The organism is Erwinia sp. 1181_3, from assembly GCF_052824965.1.
The window spans coordinates 45,517-65,245 of the sequence record NZ_VTDE01000002.1 but is presented as its reverse complement, the minus strand read 5'-3'; the positions used below and the strand labels follow the sequence as shown (position 1 = coordinate 65,245).

Genomic DNA, 19,729 nt, shown 5'->3' with positions numbered 1-19,729 from the left:
AACCTCTTTTTATTATTTGTTGCTATCAATGTGCGTCCTTAACATGAAGGAAACCAACAGATAACAGAGGGAGGAGCGCGCGTGAATTTTCAGCAACTTAAAATCATTAAGGAAGCAGCACGCTGCGAGTTTAATCTTACCGAAGTGGCGAATGCGCTGTTTACCTCCCAGTCTGGGGTCAGCCGCCATATACGGGATTTGGAAGATGAACTTGGGGTCGAGATTTTTATCCGCCGGGGTAAACGCCTGCTGGGGATGACCGAACCGGGCAAAGCGCTGCTGACCATTGCAGAACGTATTCTTGATGAAGCGGGTAAAGTGCGTCGCCTGGCCGATGTGTTCACCAACGAATCCAGCGGCGTGCTGACGATAGCCACCACCCATACTCAGGCGCGCTACAGCCTGCCGAAAGTGATTAAAGCGTTCCGTTCGCTCTATCCGAATGTGCGTCTGGAGCTGAATCAGGGATCCCCCCAGGAGATTGTCTCCATGCTGGTGGCGGGCGAGGCCGATATCGGCATCGCCAGTGAGCAGGTGGTTAACAATCCGGCGCTGGCTGCCTTCCCGTGGTTCAGCTGGCACCATGCGCTGCTGGTGCCGAAAGGGCACGAGCTGGAGCAGCAGCAACCGCTGACGCTGGCGGCGCTGAGCCGTTATCCGCTGATTACCTATCGACAGGGGATCACCGGGCGTTCGAAAGTTGACCGTGCGTTCCACGCCGCCAGTCTGAAGCCGGATATCGTACTGAGTGCGCAGGACTCGGACGTGGTGAAAACCTACGTTGAGCTGGGCCTCGGTGTGGGTGTGCTGGCCGATCAGGCCTGCCAGCTGGATGAGCATTCGCCGTTGACGCGGCTCGAAGCGCGCCATTTGTTCGAGTCTAATACCGTCTGGCTGGGGCTGAAACGCGGGCAGTTGCAGCGTAATTTTGTCTGGCAGTTCCTGGAGCTCTGTAATGCGAACCTGTCGCTGGAAGAGATCAAACGCCAGGCATTGTCGCTGAACGAAGAAGAACCGGTGATCGACTTCCAGATCTGATTCTGACATGGCGTTGGGTGCAGCTATATACTGACACCCCTGCGTCTTCCGCCTTATCGGCTGACGGCCTAAGCTCCGGGTACATTCTATCCGCGAGCTTAAGCCATGACCTCATCTCTTCCCCGTTCTTCCTCCGGCCCGCTTTATGCGTTGGCCTTCAGTATGTTGATCTCCTCAATGGGCAGCAGTATTGCCAATGTCGGCCTGCCGACGCTGGCTGTGGCGTTTGCTGCCTCTTTTTCACAAATACAGTGGGTGGTGCTGGCGTATCTGCTGGCGGTGACGGCTTCCGTGCTGGCGATGGGGTGGCTGGGCGATCGTTTTGGTCGCCAGCGGCTGCTGGGCTACGGCGTGCTGCTGTTCAGTGTGGCATCGCTGAGCTGTGGGTTGGCAACGCATATCGGCTGGCTGATTGCTGCCCGCATTCTGCAAGGCCTGGGCGGCGCGATGATGATGGCGAATACGCTGGCGCTGGCGATCCAGGTGTTGCCCGCTGAACGCACCGGGCGGGCAATGGGGCTGCTGGGGACCGTCTCTGCCATCGGCACGGCGCTGGGGCCTGCGCTGGGTGGCCTGCTGATTACGGGTTTCGGCTGGCAGGCGCTGTTTGTGATCAACCTGCCGCTTGGGCTGATCGCATGGGGAATGGTGCAGCATTTCCTGCCGTCTTTTGGCGCGCCGGATGCCGCCATGCCCCGTGGATCGCTGCTGTCGCTGCTGCGTCAGGCGGCGCTGGTACGCGGGCTGCTGCTGAGTATGGCGGTTGCCATGGTGATGATGACCACCTTTGTTGTCGGGCCCTTCTATCTGAGCCATGGATTGCAGCTTCCCCCGCGCCAGACCGGGCTGGTGATGGCGGTGGGGCCGCTGGTGGCCGCTCTCAGCGGTGTACCTGCCGGGCGTCTGGTGGATCGTCTTGGGGCGCAGTCCACAACGTTAATCGGTTTAGTCGCGGTGGCGGGGGGCTGCCTGTTACTGGCTTTGTTGCCGCCCGGCGCCGGTATTGCGGGTTATGTGGCGGGCCTGATGCTGCTGACGGCGGGTTATGCGCTGTTTCAGGCGGCGAATAATACGGCCCTACTGAAAGGGGCCGATCCGGCACGGCGCGGTCTGGTGTCCGGGTTGATGAATCTGGGCCGGAACCTGGGGTTTATTGCCGGTGCGGCATTAATGGCGGCGGTGTATGCCGCAGCCACACGGTACGGTGATTTTGCTCCTCATCTTGCATCATCCCACGGGATGCGACTGACGTTCGGGCTGGCGGGCGGAATGGTGTTGATCGCCCAGCTTGTCTTGTACGGGCACGGCCTGCGCCATCCTCAACGGCAGTAAGAATTCCGACTGGTGTAAAATCTGATTTATTGCGCAGCATGAAAATTCAGGGAAAAACCAGGCTATATTAGGCGCTTCTCTATTCCCCTACATGATGAAGGGGTAAAGCAAAAGGAGTTGCTCTGTGTCAGAACAATCGTTTGATCCCAATACGCTGTTTAAGCAGCCTGCCATTTCTCTTCCCTGTCGTCTGTTTGAGACGATGAACCGCATGGATGAATACAGTGCCGATGATATGCGCTATGGCGACGTATCAGAATCTCGTCTGAAAACCGATTTCAAGCTAAGGGACGTTTCCGCAAGGGTAAATCCTTACACGGGTGAGAGGATTACCGCATCGCGTTTCACTCTCTTTAATCAGTGGGCATCACAACCGCTTTCAGTGAAAGAACGATCGGATATTTTATTTGATGAGTTTCGCGAGTTATCGCGTATATTCTCATTTGTTGGCCCTTATCGCGATCTGATCGAGAAGTTAATTACCCATATGCAGACAGGTAATGGCAAGGTATTTAGTAGCCACTTGTTAGATAGTGCGTATAAGGAGCAGATAGTAAGCGACTTATCAAGAGGTAGTTCTCTCCTGAAAATCAAGAAAACATTATCTGAGTCTATTAACTGGGAGATAGGACGTTACGATAGTAAAAACAAGTCTAAGTTTTCAGAAAATATTCTGGACTCAGTGCTTCCAAAATTCAATAAGTGGGTAGATCGAGTCAACTCACTCACGATCAGCGTTCATGATGTGTGGGCAACTACGATTACGTTAAAATCACTTGTCATCAAAGGGGATAACTATTCTGCTACCATTCACTATCGAGCCCAGGATCATTTTGGGCTGGATTCCAAAGATGTTTTGAACCCGGTTTACAGGCAGTTTAGAATTTTTCGCATCTGGTTTTTACTGCAACATTATGAAAAGTATTCATTTAAGCCATTCATTACGGAAATGAATGCCAGTATATCAGTAAAGGGAAATCGATATGACCAAGTCAAATAAAAATAATGAGATAAGATCGTTTAAAAAAACAATTTTATTTGTATTGATTTTTTTTGGTTTTATTTATTTTTTATATATTTCTCTGGTTCCCGTGAAAATAATCAGTTTTGTACGGGAGGGAAGCCGAATTTATCTATTTGTGGAAAATTTTCCAATAACTGATAAAGCGAGAATTGCATGGTGGCTGGATAATAAAGAGTTATTGAAAGAAAAATATAACTTGCCCTTTATTGGCAGTAAATACCCGTGGACCGTGTTAGTTAGCGAAGTAGGTGATGGGTTTCAGTTTCTGCAGCACAGGGCCAGCGACAATGATTTACGCTGTTTTGACAGTCTAAAGCCTGGCGCCAATTGTGTCGAAAAAAAATGGCTGCTATGGATATCGCACTTCAATCAAGTCGACACCAGATACACTACGGATGATAGTGAATATATTCAGCGTGGTGAGAATGCTGAAATTAAGCGTGTTGCTGATTAAATTTATCGCGATTAACCGACTGACAGCAAGGATACGTCGGTCGGTTAAGAAATAACAGGAGTTGCTATGATTAATTCAAAAATAAAGACGAGTCGGCAACGTTTTGAAAAAGTCGTGCAGGCTACTGTCATTTTGGTCACCACTGTTATCATACTGTATTTTTTCTCAGGCCAGTGAAAATTGTCAGTACTGTCCGCGAATGGAATGAGGGTTATTTTTTTGTGGCTAACTTCCCAAGTACCGCTAAAGCGAGAATTGCATGGTGGGAAGAGAATAAAGACGTGTTAAAGGAAAAGTACAACATGCCCTTTATCGGCGGTAAATATCCGTGGCAGGTGTTAATTGGTGAAGCCGGTGATGGGTTTCAGTTTCTGAGCAACAGGGCCAGCGACAACGACCTTATTTGTTTTGACAGCCTGAAACCTGCTGCTAATTGTATCGAGAAAAAATGGCTGTTATGGATATCACACTATAACGAAACCGATACCAGCTACCATACGGATGACGAAAGATATATCCAGCGTGGCGTTAATGCTGAAATTAGACGTGTTAAGAGATAAAGCGGTCTTGTCTGGATAGCAGAAAGCAGCTATTCGGTTGATATTATAACTGGCCTGATATGACGATTTTCATCGTTGGGCCATTTTCGTGCATCCTGTCAGAAGGAAACAGATATGGGCATAGTAGAGAAAATGGGGAAAAATCAGCGAGTAATAAAATCGGTTTTAGTGATCTCGTTGCTTATCATTTTCTTTCTCCTGTTGTTCCTGTTTCTCAGGCCAGTGAAAATTGTCAGTTTCGTACGGGAAGGAAGTCGTATTTACCTTTTTGTGGAGCATTTCCCCATGACGGATAAAGGTCGGATTGCATGGTGGTTGGATAATAAAGCGTTGTTGATAGAAAAGTATAACGTGCCATTTATTGGCGGTAAATACTACTGGTCGGTATTGATTGGTGAGGCAGGCGATGGTTTTCAGTTTCTGCAGCACAGGGCCAGCGACAACGACCTTATTTGTTTTGATAGTCTTAAGCCTGGCGCTAATTGTGCCGAAAAAAAATGGCTGTTATGGATATCGCACTATAGCCAAACCGATATCAGTTACACGACGGATGATAGTGAATATATTCAGCGTGGCGATAACGCTAAAATTAAGCGTGTTGCTGATTAATCGATAATGCTGAGATTAATCCGTAGTGGCGGACTCTCTTTTTCGGTCGTCCTGGAAGGGGCTTAACGACCAGGTCAACGTCAAGGGCGTTTCGCTTTCCCGCTGCGCGGGCTGAGCGACCCAGGGTGGGCAGTCGCCCCCACCCTGGGGACCCGGGCTTTGCGGCAGGCGCTGCGTCCACTGCGTGGATGCCTTCGCAAGCGTCGTTCACCGACGCACCGGTCGTGACGGCACATCCCTGTGCCGGCTCTCCCTCTCACCGCCGTCCTGGCGGTTCGTCCTGGTTCTCTGCGCTTCCTCAGCGCTGCTGAATGCCGCCTCAACGTCAAAATCCAGGTCAAAACCTAAAAATTCTGATTCGAATCAATCCGCATAGATTGTTACGTGGTGGTGGTTTTAAAACCGACAGCGAGCAGACGTTCTGCGGGGATGGGGCCAGTTTGAGGTAAGCCGGACGTCACGCGACAGGACGTCGCGTGCCGAGGCCCGCAGGGATGCGGTCGTTGCCGATCCGGCGTGCTCAAACTGGCCCCGGACCTGAAGCCAGACTGCCAGCCATTCATTTTTGTGGGGATCCTTCAGTGATCGCCTCCTGGATCAGACCTGGACGCCGTTGAGGTTTTAAAACCGAGCGCATCAGCAGTGACGGAAGATCATAAAATCAGCCCCCAATACCTCAACGGCATAAAATTTCGTTTCCCGCAGCAAAACACGCGCCACCACGCATCGGCCCAAACGATAACGCAGCATTGCCTGCGCCTCCTCCGCTAAAGTGAAATGAACTTATTAAGGAGACGCTATGCTCGCACAACGTTTACAGGATGCCACTCTGCTGCGCCAGCAGGCTTATTTTAACGGACAGTGGCAGGATGCTATCAATGGCGAAACCCTGCCGGTGATCAACCCGTCTACCGGAGATGTGCTCTGTACCATTCCGTCGCTCGGTGCTGAGGAAACCGAACAGGCGATTGCCTTTGCCGATGCGGCGCGCAAAAGCTGGGCAAAAACACCGAATGCGCAGCGCGCACTGCTGTTGGAAAAATGGCATCAGCTGATCCTCGACAACGCCGACGACCTGGCGATTATCATGACCGCCGAGCAGGGTAAACCACTGGCAGAAGCCAAAGGGGAAGTGCTGTACGGTGCAGGGTTCGTTAAATGGTTTGCTGAAGAAGCCCGCCGCATCTATGGCGATACCATCCCGGCACCGAGCGACGACCGCCGTATCCTCGTGCTGAAGCAGCCTGTTGGCGTGGCGGCGGCGATTACGCCGTGGAATTTCCCGATTGCGATGATCACCCGCAAAGTGGCCCCGGCGCTGGCCGCAGGCTGCCCGATCATTGTTAAACCCTCAGAGCTGACGCCGCTCTCTGCGCTCGCCCTGGTGGAACTGGCCCAGCGAGCAGGTATTCCCGCAGGCGTATTGCAGATTGTCACCGGGCTGCCGAAAGCCATCGGTGAAACCCTGACAGGCAGCCGCACGGTACGTAAGATCTCCTTCACTGGCTCAACCCGTATTGGTCAGCTGCTGATGCAGCAGAGCGCCGACAGCATTAAACGTCTGAGCCTGGAGCTGGGGGGCAATGCCCCGCTGATCGTCTTTGATGATGCGGATCTGGATATCGCCATCAGCGGCGTAATGATGAGTAAATTCCGCAATGCCGGGCAGACCTGCGTCTGCGCCAACCGTATCCTGGTGCAGCGCAATATCTATCCGCGCTTTGCCGAGCGTCTGCTGGCCGAGGTGGCGAAACTGAAAGTCGCCGACGGATTCACCGAAGGCAGCACCATCGGGCCGCTGATCAACCAGGCCGCGGTGACTAAGGTGAACAGCCATATTGAAGATGCCCTCAGCCACGGTGCAGAACTGCTGGCGGGTGGCATCAGCAACGGGAACGGCACGTTTGTGATGCCAACGGTACTGGGTGACGTCACCAGCGCCATGCGTATTGCCCATGAAGAGACCTTTGGCCCGGTCGCACCGCTGTTTATCTTCGATACTGAAGAGGAAGCGATTGCGATGGCGAATGACACCCCCTTCGGTCTGGGGGCTTATTTCTTCACCGAAGATATTCGCCGTGCCTGGCGCGTAGGAGAGGCGCTGGAGTTTGGCATGGTTGGATTTAATACCGGATCGGTTTCGCTGGAAGTGGCGCCGTTTGGTGGGATTAAATTATCGGGTGTTGGCCGCGAAGGTTCACGCTACGGCATCGAAGAATATTTGGAATCTAAAGCCTTCCATTTCGGCAGCCTGTAACTTACCCGTCATACTTCAAGCCGCAGATGCGTTGGCTGCATTCATTCACCCCAGTCACTTAGTTATCTAAGCGCCTGGGGATTCATTCACTTGCCGCCTTCCTGTATCAAAAGTAGGCCCCCTGAGGGGACTCGAATTATTTAAGGTAAGGATAAGGATTCATCTTTAAAAAGGCCCGCTACCCATAAAGGTGCGGGCCTTTTTTTATCTGTAATACCTGCACTTAACGGAAAACTGACACATTCACCGCTCTTATTTGGTGCAAGTTTAGTACCGAATTCACCGCAGTGGTGCATCTTTTTTGTGATGAAAATCATCTATTTAATTACTCGGTTTATCTGGAAAAAAACACCCTTCATTACGGCAGAAAATTTTTTTGCACCCGCTTTTACGCATTATTATTTTTTTGCGTGAGTGGCATACTTTCTGCATTGCTTAATACAAATGAAATAACTAAGACCAAAAAGTTCTGGTCTCCATTAAGGGTCTATTCATGCTCAGTTTCGATCCCGACAAAATAGCGTTACCGGCAGGACACTTCATTAATGGTCAGCATCTGACCGGTAAAGGTGAGGCATTAACCGTTAACCGTCCTTCTGATGGTTTACGTGCCGCAGAACTGTTTGAGGCCGATGCCGCGCTGGTCGATGACGCCGTGAGCAACGCTGATCGTGCGGTGCGCGACAGTGGCTGGGCATCCTGCCCACCACGCCAGCGCGGCGCGGTGCTGAAGCGCTGGGCCGATCTGATTGCCGCTGACCCGTTGCTGGCACAGTTAGAGTCTCTCGGCTCCACCCGCCCGATTCATGACGTGGTGAACCACGAAATTCCCTTTACTGCTGAAGCGATCCGCTTTTATGCCGAGTGCGCCGACAAATACAGCGGCGATGTGCTGCCGACCCGTGATGCCAGCCTGGGCATGCTGGTGCCGGAACCTTACGGCGTGATCGGTGCGATTACCCCCTGGAATTTCCCGCTGTCGATGGCCTCCTGGAAATGTGGCCCGGCGCTGGCAGCAGGAAATGCCGTGGTGCTGAAGCCTTCAGAACTGACCCCGTTTTCAACCGTACGTATGGCCGAACTGGCCATCAAGGCGGGTCTGCCTGCGGGCGTACTGAACATCATCCAGGGCGGCGGGGCGGTGACGGGCAGCTCGCTGGTGGCCCATCCGCTGGTGCGTAAAGTCTCCTTCACCGGGTCAACCGCTACCGGGGCACGCATTATGAGCGATGCCGCGTTTAACGGTATGAAACCGGTCACGCTGGAACTGGGTGGCAAAAGCCCGCAGCTGGTGTTTGACGACTGTGGGGATATTGATGAAGTGGCCGGACGTATCCTGCGCGGCTTCACCGCCAACGGTGGGCAGGCCTGCGTGGCGGGCACCCGTCTGATTGTCCAGCGCGGCATCCACGATGCGCTGATTAGCAAACTGATTGAGCTGTGCCAGGGCTTCCGCGCTGGTGTGACCTGGAACGACACCAGCCGCTATGCGCCGATGATTGACCGCCGTCAGGCGGAAAAAGTGGCCTCTGTGGTGAGCAGCGCTCGTCAGCAGGGGGCTGAAGTGCTGGTCGGCGGCGAGCGCTTTGCGGATACCGGTGAAGGCTACTTCTGGCAGCCCACGCTGCTGGCCGTCAGCGGTAACGATAACCCGGCGGTACAGGAAGAGATCTTTGGCCCGGTACTGACGGTGCAGATCTTCGACGACGAAGCCGAAGGCCTGGCACTTGCCTCCCATCCGACCTACGGCCTGTGCGCCGGGGTGCATACCAAAAATATCGACCGCGCCCTGCGCGCGATGCGCGGTATTGCTGCCGGGACAGTATGGATCAACCGTTATGGCCGCTCCGGCGACTTCATTATTCCTACCGGGGGCTTCCATGGCTCCGGCATCGGCAAGGATCTGGGCCGTCAGGCTTTTGAGGCCTGCCAGCGCTATAAAAGCGTGCTGATCGATTTCTGAAACCTGTTTTCATCCCTAAACCGAACTCTGTAGAGGTAGCATAATGGCCGTGTTTAAACCGAAATACATCACCTTCGATTGCTATGGCACGCTGATCAACTTCGATATGGCCGGTGCCGCCGCTGCCATCTTCGCCGACCGCATCAGCCCAGAGCGCATGCAGGCTTTCACCGATGACTTCTCCTGTTACCGCATGGATGAAGTGCTGGGTGCCTTTAAGCTTTACCCGCTGGTGGTGGCCAATGCGCTGTACCGCACCTGTAACAAATGGGGCGTGGAGTGTACGGATCAGGACTGCGCCGACGTGATGACCGCCTGTGCCACCTGGGGCCCGCATCCAGATGTGCCTGCCGGCCTGGCCATTGTGGCGAAAGAGTTCCCGCTGGTGCTGCTGACCAACTCCACCGATGCGCTGATCAAGAACCATATTCCGCGCCTGGGCGCGCCGATCCATATGACCATCACCGCCGAAGAAGTCGGTGCCTATAAGCCACAGATGAAAGGCTTTGAGTACATGCTCAACAAGCTGAACTGTGGCCCGGAAGAGATCCTGCATGTTTCCAGCAGCCTGCGTTATGACCTGATGACCGCCTACGACCTCGGCATCAAAAACAAAGTGTTTGTTAATCGCGGTCACGGCCCGGGCAACCCGGCCTATGAGTACAGCGAAATCACAGATATTGGTGGTCTTCCGGGCGTCGTCGGGCTGTAAGCCTCAGAGGAGCAGGGCAATGAAACTGGAATCATTCTGGCAGGCAACGGCACCCGCTTTCACCGGTGCGGCAACGGGCGACCTGCCAGCCACTGCCGATGTGGTGGTGATTGGCGGCGGCTTTACCGGCATCTCAGCAGCACTCAACCTCGCCCGCAGTGGCGTGAAAGTGGTGGTACTGGAAGCGGGTGAAGTAATGAGCCAGGCCTCCGGCCGTAACGGCGGCCACTGTAATACCGGCGTCGCGCAGAACTTCTCAGCCCTGGTGGAGAGCCAGGGCGTGGAGCAGGCCACCCGCTATTACCGCGCTTTTGCCGATGCGGTGGACTATGTACAAAGCGTGGTGGCGAGTGAGCAGATCGATTGTGATTTCCGCCGCTGCGGCAAGCTGAAGCTGGCAAGCAAAGCGTCGCACCTGCCGTCACTGGTCGCCGCGTGCGAAATGATGAAACGCCACGTTGACCCGGATGTGGAAATCCTGAGTGCTGACGAGGTGAAGCGCGAAATCGATTCGCCGCAGTTCCATGGTGCGCTGTTACAGCGCCACGGCGGCCAGATGCATATGGGCAAGTTTGGCGTCGGCCTGGCAGAAGCTGCCGCCCGCGCCGGAGCCGCGATTTACCCGCACAGTGCGGTCACCGGCCTGACGCGTCTGAGCGGCTACCGCCACCGTGTGAGCACCGCTAAGGGCGATATTATCGCGGACAAAGTGCTGATGGCGACCGGTTGTTCGAACATTGGCCCGTTTGACTGGTTCCAGCGCCGCATTATCCCCGTGGGCAGCTTTGTCGTGGTCACCGAGCCTCTGGAGGAAAGCCTGCTTAACCGTTTACTGCCGGGTGACCGCACCTACGTCACCTCGCTTAACCTGGGCAATTACATGCGTACCACCGCCGACCGTCGTCTGGTGTTTGGTGGACGCGCCCGCTTTGCCATCAGCAGCCCGACATCGGATGCAAAAAGTGGCGACGTGCTGAAAGCCGGAATGCAGAAGATGTTCCCGGCGCTGGGCAATGTGGCGATTGATTACTGCTGGGGTGGACTGGTGGATATGACCGCCGACCGTCTGCCGCATGCGGGCGAACAGGACGGGGTGTTTTACTCGCTGGGCTACAGCGGGCATGGCACTCAGATGTCAGTGTGGATGGGCCGTGTGATGGCCGATCTGATAGCAGAGAAAAGCAACGAAAATCCGTGGCAGCGCAACAGCTGGCCAGCGGTACCCGGTTACTTCGGGAAGCCCTGGTTCCTGCCGGTAGCAGGACTGTATTACAAAGTTAAAGACAAAATGTCCTAAATAAGAACATATCCGTTCAGGGTAAACGTTACTAACAACGATTTTGAGGGTGTGCAAATGAGTAAATTTCGCAAAGAATTTAGCCGTGTTAACCCGAATTTGACCCAGGCGATTACGGATGTCGCAATTTCCCGACGCGGCATGATGAAGCTGCTGTCAGCAGGCGCGGTGATGAGCACCGGTCTGATTGGTTTTCCGGAATTCAGCTTTGCCGCTGAAGCCCCGGTGAAGGGCGGCAAACTGCGTGCGGCTGTCGCCAACGCCTCCGCCAGCGATACGCTTGACCCGGCGAAAGGCAGCAACAGCGGCGACTACTGCCGTCAGTTTATGTTTTATAGCGGTCTGACCGAACTGGATAAAGAACTGAAAGCGCAGCCTGCGCTGGCGGAATCCATTACCAGCAGTGATGGCCTGAACTGGAACGTGAAGCTGCGTACGGGTGTCACCTTCCATGACGGTAAAACGCTGACTGCCACCGACGTGGTTTACTCCCTCAGCCGCCATAAAGATCCGGCGGTGGCATCAACGGTGATCACCCTCGCCAGCCAGATGAAAGAGATTAAGGCCGTCAGCCCGTCTGAAGTGCAGATCACGCTTGAGCAGCCAAACTTCGACCTGCCGTCGATTCTGGCGACCAGCTCCTTCCTGATTGTGCAGGACGGCACCAAAGACTTCAGCAAAGGAATGGGGACCGGGCCGTTTGTTCTCACCTCGTTCCAGCCGGGTGTACGTACCGTCGGCACAAAAAACAAAAACTACTACAAACCGGGCCTGCCTCACCTCGACGAAGTGGAGCTGATGGGAGTGACCGATCCGGCAGCACGTGTCAACGCACTGATGTCGGGCGACCTGCATATCGTCTCTACGCTGGGCGCAAATGATGTGAAACGCCTGCGTCAGAACGGTAAGTTCAACATTCTGGAAAGTAAGTCCGGTATGTACAGTGACCTGATTATCCGTACTGACCGTACCCCGGGCAGCAATCCTGACTTCGTGCTGGCAATGAAGTATCTGCAACCGCGTGAAATGATTGTGAAAACCGTGCTGCAGGGCTTTGGCGATGTGGGTAACGACACCCCGGTTCCGCCCTGGCATCCGATGTTCAACAAGGATCTGCCGCAGCGTCCGCTGGATCTCGACAAAGCCAAATTCCACCTCAAAAAGGCCAATATGGTCGGTGCGAAAATCGAGATCATCACTACCCCGAATATCGAAGGGGCAGTGGAAGGCGGCCAGCTGTTACAGCAGATCGCGCGTTCAGCCGGACTGAATGTGGCCGTACGCCGTGTGCCGTATGACGGTTACTGGTCAGCCCACTGGATGAAAGATCCTATCGGTTACGGCTCGGTCAACCCGCGCCCCACGCTGGATATGCTGTTCTCCCAGTTCTACTTCTCCTCCGCCCCGTGGAACGAGTCTGGCTGGAAAAATGCACAGTTCGACCAGTTGGTTACCGCCGCTCGTGGCGAAAGCGACCAGGGCAAACGCAAGCAGATGTATGGCGACATGCAGAAACTGGTGTACGACAACTGCGGCACGCTGATCCCGGCCTTCATCAGTTCGATGGACGGCTGTAGCAACAAAGTGAAAGGGGTTGAAGCGATGCCGTCAGGCATGATGATGGGCTATCGCTTCCACGAGTATGCCTGGCTGACGTCGTAAATCTTTCATCTTTCACCAGGAGAATGGCGATGAACAGGTACATTTTCACACTGATATTCCGGCGCATAGGGTCGGGTTTACTTACGCTTCTCATTGTTTCGGCGCTGGTGTTCTTTATCACCAGCATGCTGCCGGGCGATGCGGCGCAGATGATCCTTGGCCAGTCCGCGACGCCTGAAACGGTCGCGGCACTGCGCCAGCAGCTTGGACTGGATCAACCGCTGATCATGCGTTACTTCAGCTGGCTGGCCGGCATGTTTCAGGGCGACTTTGGCACCTCCTTCGCCAGTAATCTTCCGGTGACGCAACTGGTGGCGCAACGTATTCCGGCCACCTTCCAGCTCGCCGTCACCACGACCCTGGTGTCGGTGCCGCTGGCGCTGTTTATCGGTATCACCGCCGCCATGAAGCGCGGGTCGTTCCTTGACCGCGCGCTGGTGGTCAGCACCATGGCCGTGGTGGCCGTACCCGAGTTTCTGGTGGCTACCGTGGCGGTGATTATCTTTGCCGTCAAACTGCACTGGGTGCCCGCCATGTCGCTGGGTTCCACCCATCAGGATTTCCTCGGTTTCCTGCGCACCTTCGCTCTGCCTGTGATGACACTGTGCTGCGTGGTGGTGGCGCAGATGGCAAGGATGACGCGTGCCGCTATCGTCAACCAGATGGACAGCCCGTATCTGGAAATGACGCTGCTGAAAGGTGTTTCACCGCTGCGCGCCATGCTACGCCATGCGCTGCCGAATGCGGTGGGGCCGATTGCCAATGCTATCTCACTCAGCCTCTCTTACCTGTTTGGCGGGGTGATTATTATCGAAAGTATCTTCAGCTATCCGGGGCTGGCCAGCCAGATGGTGGATGCGGTCAGCAACCGCGACCTGCCGGTGGTGCAGCTCTGCGTGATGTTCTTCGCCGTCTGCTATCTGGTGCTGTTACTGGCCGCTGACATTCTGACTATCGCGTTCAATCCTAAGTGGAGGGGCTGATGAACACATTGACGCTGCCGTGGCGCTTCTTTCAATCTCTCACTATCAGCGGCCGAATCGGCCTGCTGATCACCCTGTTCTGGATCTTTATGGCGGTGTTTGGCACCGCGCTGGCGCCGCACAATCTGGAAGATATCGGCGGCGGTCCGCTGTTCGGTGACTTCAGCCGTGAGTTCTGGTTCGGCACCGATTATCTGGGCCGTGACATCTTCAGCCGTATTCTGTTTGGTGCCCGCTATTCGATTGGCCTGGCGCTGACCGCCGCACTGCTGGCCAGCCTGGTCGGTACGCTGCTGGCGCTGCTGGCGGCCGTGGCCGGGCGCTGGCTGGAGGAGGTGCTGGGGCGCATCAACGATGCCATGCTGGTGCTGCCGGGGAAAATCCTTGCGCTGATGATTGTCGCCGTATTTGGCTCATCGCTGCCAATGTTGATTATTACCGCGGTGTTTACCTACTGGCCGGGGGCGTATCGCATCGCCTATGCGATGGCATCGAGCCTGCGTTCGATGGACTATGTTCAGGCATCCCGTCTGCGCGGTGAAAGCCGTCTGTATGTGGCTATCCATGACATTCTGCCGAATATGCTGCACCCGATGCTGACTGATTTCGGTCTGCGTTTTGTCTACATCGTTCTGCTGCTCAGCGGCCTGAGTTTCCTCGGTCTGGGCGTACAACCGCCGTATGCCGACTGGGGCACGCTGGTGCGCGAAAACCTGCAAGGGCTGTTTGATGGTTCGCCTGCGGTCCTGATGCCGGCGGTAGCGATCGCCAGTCTGACCATCGGCGCCAACCTGTTTATCGACAGCCTGCAATCGATGCGCTCATTAACTGTTGTTGCTAAGGGGACCGCATGAATATTACACCACATGCCTCAACGCCCATGGTGTCTGTCGACAATCTGCGTGTGACCGCCCAGGCCGATGATGGCCACGAGATTTCCCTGGTAGCGGATATCCACTTCACCGTGCAGAAAGGCGAAGTGCTGGCCCTGATTGGTGAATCAGGCTCGGGTAAAACCACGATTGCACTGGCGCTGATGGGCTATGCCCGACACGGCTGTAAGATCGCCGGAGGTACCGTGCACGTGGCGGGCACCGACGTGACCTCGCTAACGCCCGGCCAACTGTGTCAGTTCCGTGGCAACAAAGTCGCGTACATCGCACAAAGTGCTGCTGCCTCGTTTAACCCGGCGATGAAAATCATGGACCAGGTGGTGGAGCCGGTGGTCATCCACGGGGTGATGAGCCGCGCCGATGCCGAAACCAAAGCCATCGAACTGTTCCGTGAGCTGGCACTGCCGAACCCGGAAACCATCGGTGACCGCTATCCGCATCAGGTCTCCGGCGGCCAGTTACAGCGCCTGATGACGGCGATGGCGCTGATCAGCGACCCGGAAGTGGTGATCCTCGATGAACCCACCACGGCACTGGATGTGACCACGCAGGTGGAAGTACTGAAAGCCTTCCGCCGCGTGGTGCGCCAGCGTGGTACCACCGCTATCTACGTCAGCCACGATCTGGCGGTGGTAGCGCAGATGGCCGACAAAATTCTGGTGCTGTTGAAAGGGGCGATTGCCGAATACGGCACCACTGAGCAGTTGCTGCGCGCACCTCAGGCGGAATACAGCCATTTGCTGCTGGAAGCCGCGAAGCAGAAGCCGCGTCCCAGCCCGTGGGAAGCGCAGGATGAGAGCGTGCAACCGCTGTTGCAGGTGCGCGATCTCTCCGCCGGTTATGGCCCACTGGACAGCAACGGCCAGCCGAAGATTAAGATCCTCGAAGACATTAATTTCAAACTGTACCGCGGCCAGGCAATCGGCATTATCGGTGAGTCCGGGTCGGGTAAAACCACCCTGGCACACGCTATCGCCGGGATGAACAAACCCAGCGGCGGCCATATTCTGTTTAACGGCCACTACATCGCCGGAGATATGCATAAGCGCCCGGAGAACGAGCTGCGCCGCATTCAGTATGTGTTCCAGATGGCGGACACCGCGCTTAACCCGGCGCACAGCATTGAAACGATCCTCAAGCGCCCGCTGAAGCTGTTCCACGGGCTGCGCGGTGCGGCGCTGGAAAGACGGATGCTGCAGCTGCTCGACCTGGTGCGCCTGCCGCGCAGCGTGCTGTGGCGTAAGCCCTGGTCGCTTTCCGGCGGGCAGAAGCAGCGTGTGAACCTGGCGCGTGCGCTGGCGGCAGAGCCGGATCTGATCCTCTGTGATGAGGTGACCTCGGCGCTGGATACCGTGGTGGCCGCTGCGGTGCTGGATTTGATCACCGAGTTACGGCGTGAGCTGGGTCTGTCGGTGCTGTTTATCAGCCATGACCTGCACGCGGTGCGTTCGGTATGCGACGAGATTATTGTGGTGAAAAATGGCCGTATGGTCACCCAGGTGACGCGTGCCGACTACGACAAACCGTCGACCGAGCTGTACTATGAGCGCCTGAAACGCGCGGTGCCAGAGCTGCGTCAGGGCTGGCTTGATGAGCACGAAGAGAGTGATATCGCCTTGTGATGTTATACCGGGTCAGGCATGCCTGACCCCTACGTTCACCGGGGATGCCCGGCGACAATATCAATGCCCGTAGGGGTGAGGCACGCCTCACCCATAAAACATATTTACGCAGGGGTGAGGCACGCCTTGCGCATAAAAACCTATTTTCGTAGGGGGGAGGCACGCCTCACCCACAGATGAAGACACTATTTTCAGGTAAGGAATAACATGCCCGCACCGATTCGATACGTACAGGACAGCCCTCATTTTCCGCCCGCAGCGGATGTGGTGGTGATCGGCGCCGGCATTGCCGGAGCGGCCGCCGCTTATGAACTGGCGAAAAAAGGCGTCAGCGTGGTGCTGATTGAAAAGGGTCTGGTCGGCGGCGAACAGTCGAGCCGTAACTGGGGCTGGTGCCGCCAGCAGAACCGCGACGAGCGCGAACTGCCCTTAATCCAGTATGCGCTGCAACGCTGGGAAGAACTGGGTGTGGAAACCGGTGAAGAGCTGGGCTTTCGTCGCAGCGGGCTGGTGTACGCCACCAAAAATCAGGAGGACATTAATGCCTGGGAAGCCTGGAACACCATGGCGAAAGGGTATGGCTTCCACAGCGAAATTCTGACCGCTGAACGCGCCAGGGCGATGACGCCGGGCAGTTCCAGCGCCTGGCTGGGCGGTGTTTCTTCACCGACGGACGGCCACGCTGAACCCTCACTTGCGGCACCCGGCTTGGCGATTGCGGCTCAGCGCTTGGGCGCAATGGTCTTTCAGCAGTGCGCGGTGCGCGGGCTGGATATCTCGGCCGGACGCGTCAGCGGTGTGCTGACTGAACGCGGCTTAATTAAAACCAGCAGCGTGATCTGCGCCGGTGGGGCCTGGACATCGATGTTCTGCCGCCGCCACGGCATCGATCTGCCGCTGGGTAATGTGATTGGTACGGCATTCCGTACCGCACCTATCGAACAGAAAATTGCTTTGCCGCTGTATACCCCGGGCTTCGCCTGCCGTCCGCAGCTGGATGGCAGCTATACCGTTTCCGTCTCAGGCCGCGGGCGTCTTGAACCCGGTTTTCAGGGGCTGCGCTATGCACGCCAGTTCTACCCGACCTTTAAAGCGCGGCGCAAAAACCTGACCATTAATCTTGGCCTTGGCCCGTTCCTCAACGGCCCGGAATCGCTGGCACGCTGGCAGATGGATGGCATCTCGCCGTTCGAAAAAGTGCGCATTCTTGACCCGGCACCGGATATGGCGATGGTGCAGGAAGGGCTGAGTGCGATGCGCAAAGAGTTCCCGTCTATGGAAAACGTGCGTCTGGAGCAGGCCTGGGGCGGGATGATCGACAGCACCGCCGATGCGGTACCGGTGATCTCCCCGGTGGGTAAACTGCCGGGTCTGATTCTCTCGGCGGGTTACAGCGCCCACGGTTTCGGCATTGGCCCCGGTGCCGGTCGCCTGGCGGCCGATCTCGCCACCAAAGATACCCCGATTGTTGACCCGACGCCGTTCCGCTATGAGCGTCTGATCGACGGTTCCGGCCTTGATGCGCCGGGCATGATGTAAGGAGCTGAAATGACTATTGAATTCGTTGCGATGAATGAAAATCATCTGGATGCGGCATTTGCCCTGACGCAGCAGATGAAGTGGCCACACCGCCGCGCTGACTGGCAGCAGGCTCTTCTGCTGGGGGAAGGCCTGGTGGCGCAGGAAAATGGTGAGGTGATTGGCACCGCGCTGCGCTGGCGCTGGGGGCGTGACTACGCCACCCTCGGACTGGTGATTGTCGATGGCGCACAGCAGGGGCGCGGCATTGGTAAACAGCTGATGCAGCAGACGCTGGCGGCGCTTGAGGGCAGCAATGTGCGTCTGCACGCCACGGAGGCGGGGCAGCCGCTGTATGAAAAACTGGGCTTTGTCGCCACCGGACATGTCGAGCAGCATCAGTGCCGCGAACTGCCTGCCATCAAGGCAATTGCCTGTGGCCCGCAGCAGCGCTTACGTGTTGCCGGGGGACAGGATGCAGCGCTGCTGACGGCGCTGGATCGTCAGGCGCTGGGACAGCATCGCCCCCTGTTGATCGCCAACCTGATCGACAGCGCGGAGCGTTTCCTGGTGCTGGAAGAGAATGGCACGGCGGCGGGTTTTGCCTGCCTGCGTCGTTTTGGTCATGGCTATGCTATCGGCCCGGTGATCGCACGCACGCTGTCGAATGCGAAATTACTGGTCAGCCAGCTGTTAAGCGGTGTCAGTGGGGAGTTTGTGCGTATTGATACCGACCGTTCAGCGGGGCTGGGCCCGTGGCTGAATGACGTGGGGATGGTGGAAGTGGATGCACCGACCACCATGTACAAAGGCGTGCCGTGGCAGCCAGAAGCGGGCGGGATGCAGGCGTATGGGCTGATGAGCCAGGCGCTGGCCTGATGAACATTGTCTATAAGTCAGAACCCGAACGCGGGAATAAATGGGCCGCCCTGGTAGCAAAACTCGCCCCCGCCGCGAGCTTCCGCCTGTGGCCGGATATCGGTAACCCGGAAGACGTTGAATACCTGGTCGCCTGGGTGCCGCCGGACAATATTATGCAGCAGTTTCCGAATCTGAAAGTGCTGTTTTCCGTGGGAGCAGGGGCCGATCAGTTCGACTATGCCAGCCTGCCGCCTGGGCTGCCGGTGGTGCGGATGATTGAACCCGGCCTCACCAGCGGGATGGTGGAATACGTGACTTTTGCCGTGCTGGGCCTGCATCGTGATATGCCGCGCTACCTGCAACAGCAGCGCGATGGCCTCTGGCAGGTGCACAGTGTGCATACCGCAGCCAGCCGGCGTATTGGCGTGATGGGCCTGGGCACGCTGGGCGAGGCGGTACTGAAGCCGCTGGTGGCGATGGGCTTTGACTGTGGTGGCTGGAGCCGTACGCCTCGCGATCTGCCGGGTGTACGCTGCTGGGCCGGTAACGAACAGTTGACTGAATTCCTGGCGCGCACGGACATTCTGATCTGCCTGCTGCCGCTGACGGCCAGCACGGAAGGGATGCTGAATGCCGATCTGTTCAGCCAACTGCCCGCTGGTGCCGCGCTGGTGCAGGTGGGGCGCGGTGCGCAGCTTAATCACGAGGATTTAGTCAGTGCGCTCGACAGCCAGCAGATGAGTGCCGCCGTGGTGGATGTCACCGCGCCGGAGCCGCTGCCCGCCGGGCATGCCTTCTGGCAGCATCCGGCGATCTGGCTGACGCCCCATATTGCCAGCCAGACGCAGCCAGAAAGTGCAGTGAAGGCACTGCTGGAGAATATTCGCCGCTATGAACGCGGAGAATCCATGATCGGCGTGGTCGATCGCGACAAAGGATATTGA

Annotated in this window: 16 protein-coding genes and 1 pseudogene; all 17 read left to right on the top strand. The window is 56.4% G+C overall.

Annotated elements, in window-relative coordinates; genetic code table 11:
* Window positions 1-81 precede the first annotated feature (81 nt).
* The 17 genes and pseudogenes from cbl (at window position 82) to FY046_RS04605 (ending at window position 19,729) form a co-directional block, all read left to right on the top strand.
* Window positions 82-1,038 carry an HTH-type transcriptional regulator Cbl gene (gene cbl, locus FY046_RS04685; RefSeq protein ID WP_133843238.1) on the top strand — a complete coding sequence of 319 codons (957 nt, stop codon included), beginning with the start codon at window positions 82-84 and terminating at the stop codon, window positions 1,036-1,038.
* Window positions 1,039-1,143: 105 nt separating this feature from the next.
* Entirely contained in the window at window positions 1,144-2,370 is a 1,227-nt protein-coding gene (locus FY046_RS04680) for an MFS transporter (protein WP_446185799.1), read from the top strand.
* Between the two features lie 124 nt (window positions 2,371-2,494).
* Window positions 2,495-3,370, top strand: coding sequence for a DUF3289 family protein (locus tag FY046_RS04675; protein WP_238337059.1), 876 nt, complete (start codon window positions 2,495-2,497; stop codon window positions 3,368-3,370).
* Window positions 3,354-3,848 carry a DUF943 family protein gene (locus FY046_RS04670; RefSeq protein ID WP_159337297.1) on the top strand — a complete coding sequence of 165 codons (495 nt, stop codon included), beginning with the start codon at window positions 3,354-3,356 and terminating at the stop codon, window positions 3,846-3,848. Before FY046_RS04675 ends, FY046_RS04670 begins: the two co-directional genes overlap by 17 nt.
* A gap of 170 nt (window positions 3,849-4,018) precedes the next feature.
* Window positions 4,019-4,408 (top strand): annotated as a pseudogene (locus FY046_RS04665) (DUF943 family protein); the annotation flags it as partial.
* A 114-nt stretch (window positions 4,409-4,522) separates the two neighbouring features.
* On the top strand, window positions 4,523-5,017 hold the full coding sequence (locus FY046_RS04660) for a DUF943 family protein (RefSeq protein ID WP_167864490.1): 495 nt from the start codon (window positions 4,523-4,525) through the stop codon (window positions 5,015-5,017).
* Between the two features lie 799 nt (window positions 5,018-5,816).
* The gene (locus tag FY046_RS04655) at window positions 5,817-7,274 is read left to right on the top strand and encodes an NAD-dependent succinate-semialdehyde dehydrogenase (RefSeq protein WP_171149682.1); all 1,458 of its coding nucleotides are present in this window, start codon (window positions 5,817-5,819) and stop codon (window positions 7,272-7,274) included.
* Window positions 7,275-7,767: 493 nt separating this feature from the next.
* The gene (locus FY046_RS04650) at window positions 7,768-9,237 is read left to right on the top strand and encodes an aldehyde dehydrogenase family protein (RefSeq protein ID WP_133843256.1); all 1,470 of its coding nucleotides are present in this window, start codon (window positions 7,768-7,770) and stop codon (window positions 9,235-9,237) included.
* Between the two features lie 43 nt (window positions 9,238-9,280).
* Window positions 9,281-9,949: a haloacid dehalogenase type II gene (locus FY046_RS04645; protein WP_212816017.1), complete on the top strand. Its 669-nt coding sequence runs from the start codon at window positions 9,281-9,283 to the stop codon at window positions 9,947-9,949.
* Window positions 9,950-9,968: 19 nt separating this feature from the next.
* Window positions 9,969-11,246 (top strand): NAD(P)/FAD-dependent oxidoreductase, encoded by a 1,278-nt coding sequence (locus FY046_RS04640; RefSeq protein ID WP_200643982.1) that lies wholly within the window; start codon window positions 9,969-9,971, stop codon window positions 11,244-11,246.
* Window positions 11,247-11,303: 57 nt separating this feature from the next.
* Window positions 11,304-12,908, top strand: a complete 1,605-nt coding sequence (locus FY046_RS04635; protein ID WP_159337291.1) for an ABC transporter substrate-binding protein — start codon at window positions 11,304-11,306, stop codon at window positions 12,906-12,908.
* A 29-nt stretch (window positions 12,909-12,937) separates the two neighbouring features.
* Window positions 12,938-13,891: an ABC transporter permease gene (locus FY046_RS04630; RefSeq protein ID WP_133843264.1), complete on the top strand. Its 954-nt coding sequence runs from the start codon at window positions 12,938-12,940 to the stop codon at window positions 13,889-13,891.
* Window positions 13,891-14,745: an ABC transporter permease gene (locus FY046_RS04625; protein WP_133843266.1), complete on the top strand. Its 855-nt coding sequence runs from the start codon at window positions 13,891-13,893 to the stop codon at window positions 14,743-14,745. Before FY046_RS04630 ends, FY046_RS04625 begins: the two co-directional genes overlap by 1 nt.
* Window positions 14,742-16,406 (top strand): ABC transporter ATP-binding protein, encoded by a 1,665-nt coding sequence (locus FY046_RS04620; protein WP_446185798.1) that lies wholly within the window; start codon window positions 14,742-14,744, stop codon window positions 16,404-16,406. The genes FY046_RS04625 and FY046_RS04620 overlap by 4 nt, the downstream gene beginning before the upstream one ends.
* Window positions 16,407-16,613: 207 nt before the next feature.
* On the top strand, window positions 16,614-17,945 hold the full coding sequence (locus FY046_RS04615; RefSeq protein WP_159337290.1) for an NAD(P)/FAD-dependent oxidoreductase: 1,332 nt from the start codon (window positions 16,614-16,616) through the stop codon (window positions 17,943-17,945).
* Window positions 17,946-17,954: 9 nt separating this feature from the next.
* Window positions 17,955-18,803, top strand: a complete 849-nt coding sequence (locus FY046_RS04610) for a GNAT family N-acetyltransferase (protein ID WP_159337289.1) — start codon at window positions 17,955-17,957, stop codon at window positions 18,801-18,803.
* The gene (locus FY046_RS04605) at window positions 18,803-19,729 is read left to right on the top strand and encodes a 2-hydroxyacid dehydrogenase (protein ID WP_159337288.1); all 927 of its coding nucleotides are present in this window, start codon (window positions 18,803-18,805) and stop codon (window positions 19,727-19,729) included. The genes FY046_RS04610 and FY046_RS04605 overlap by 1 nt, the downstream gene beginning before the upstream one ends.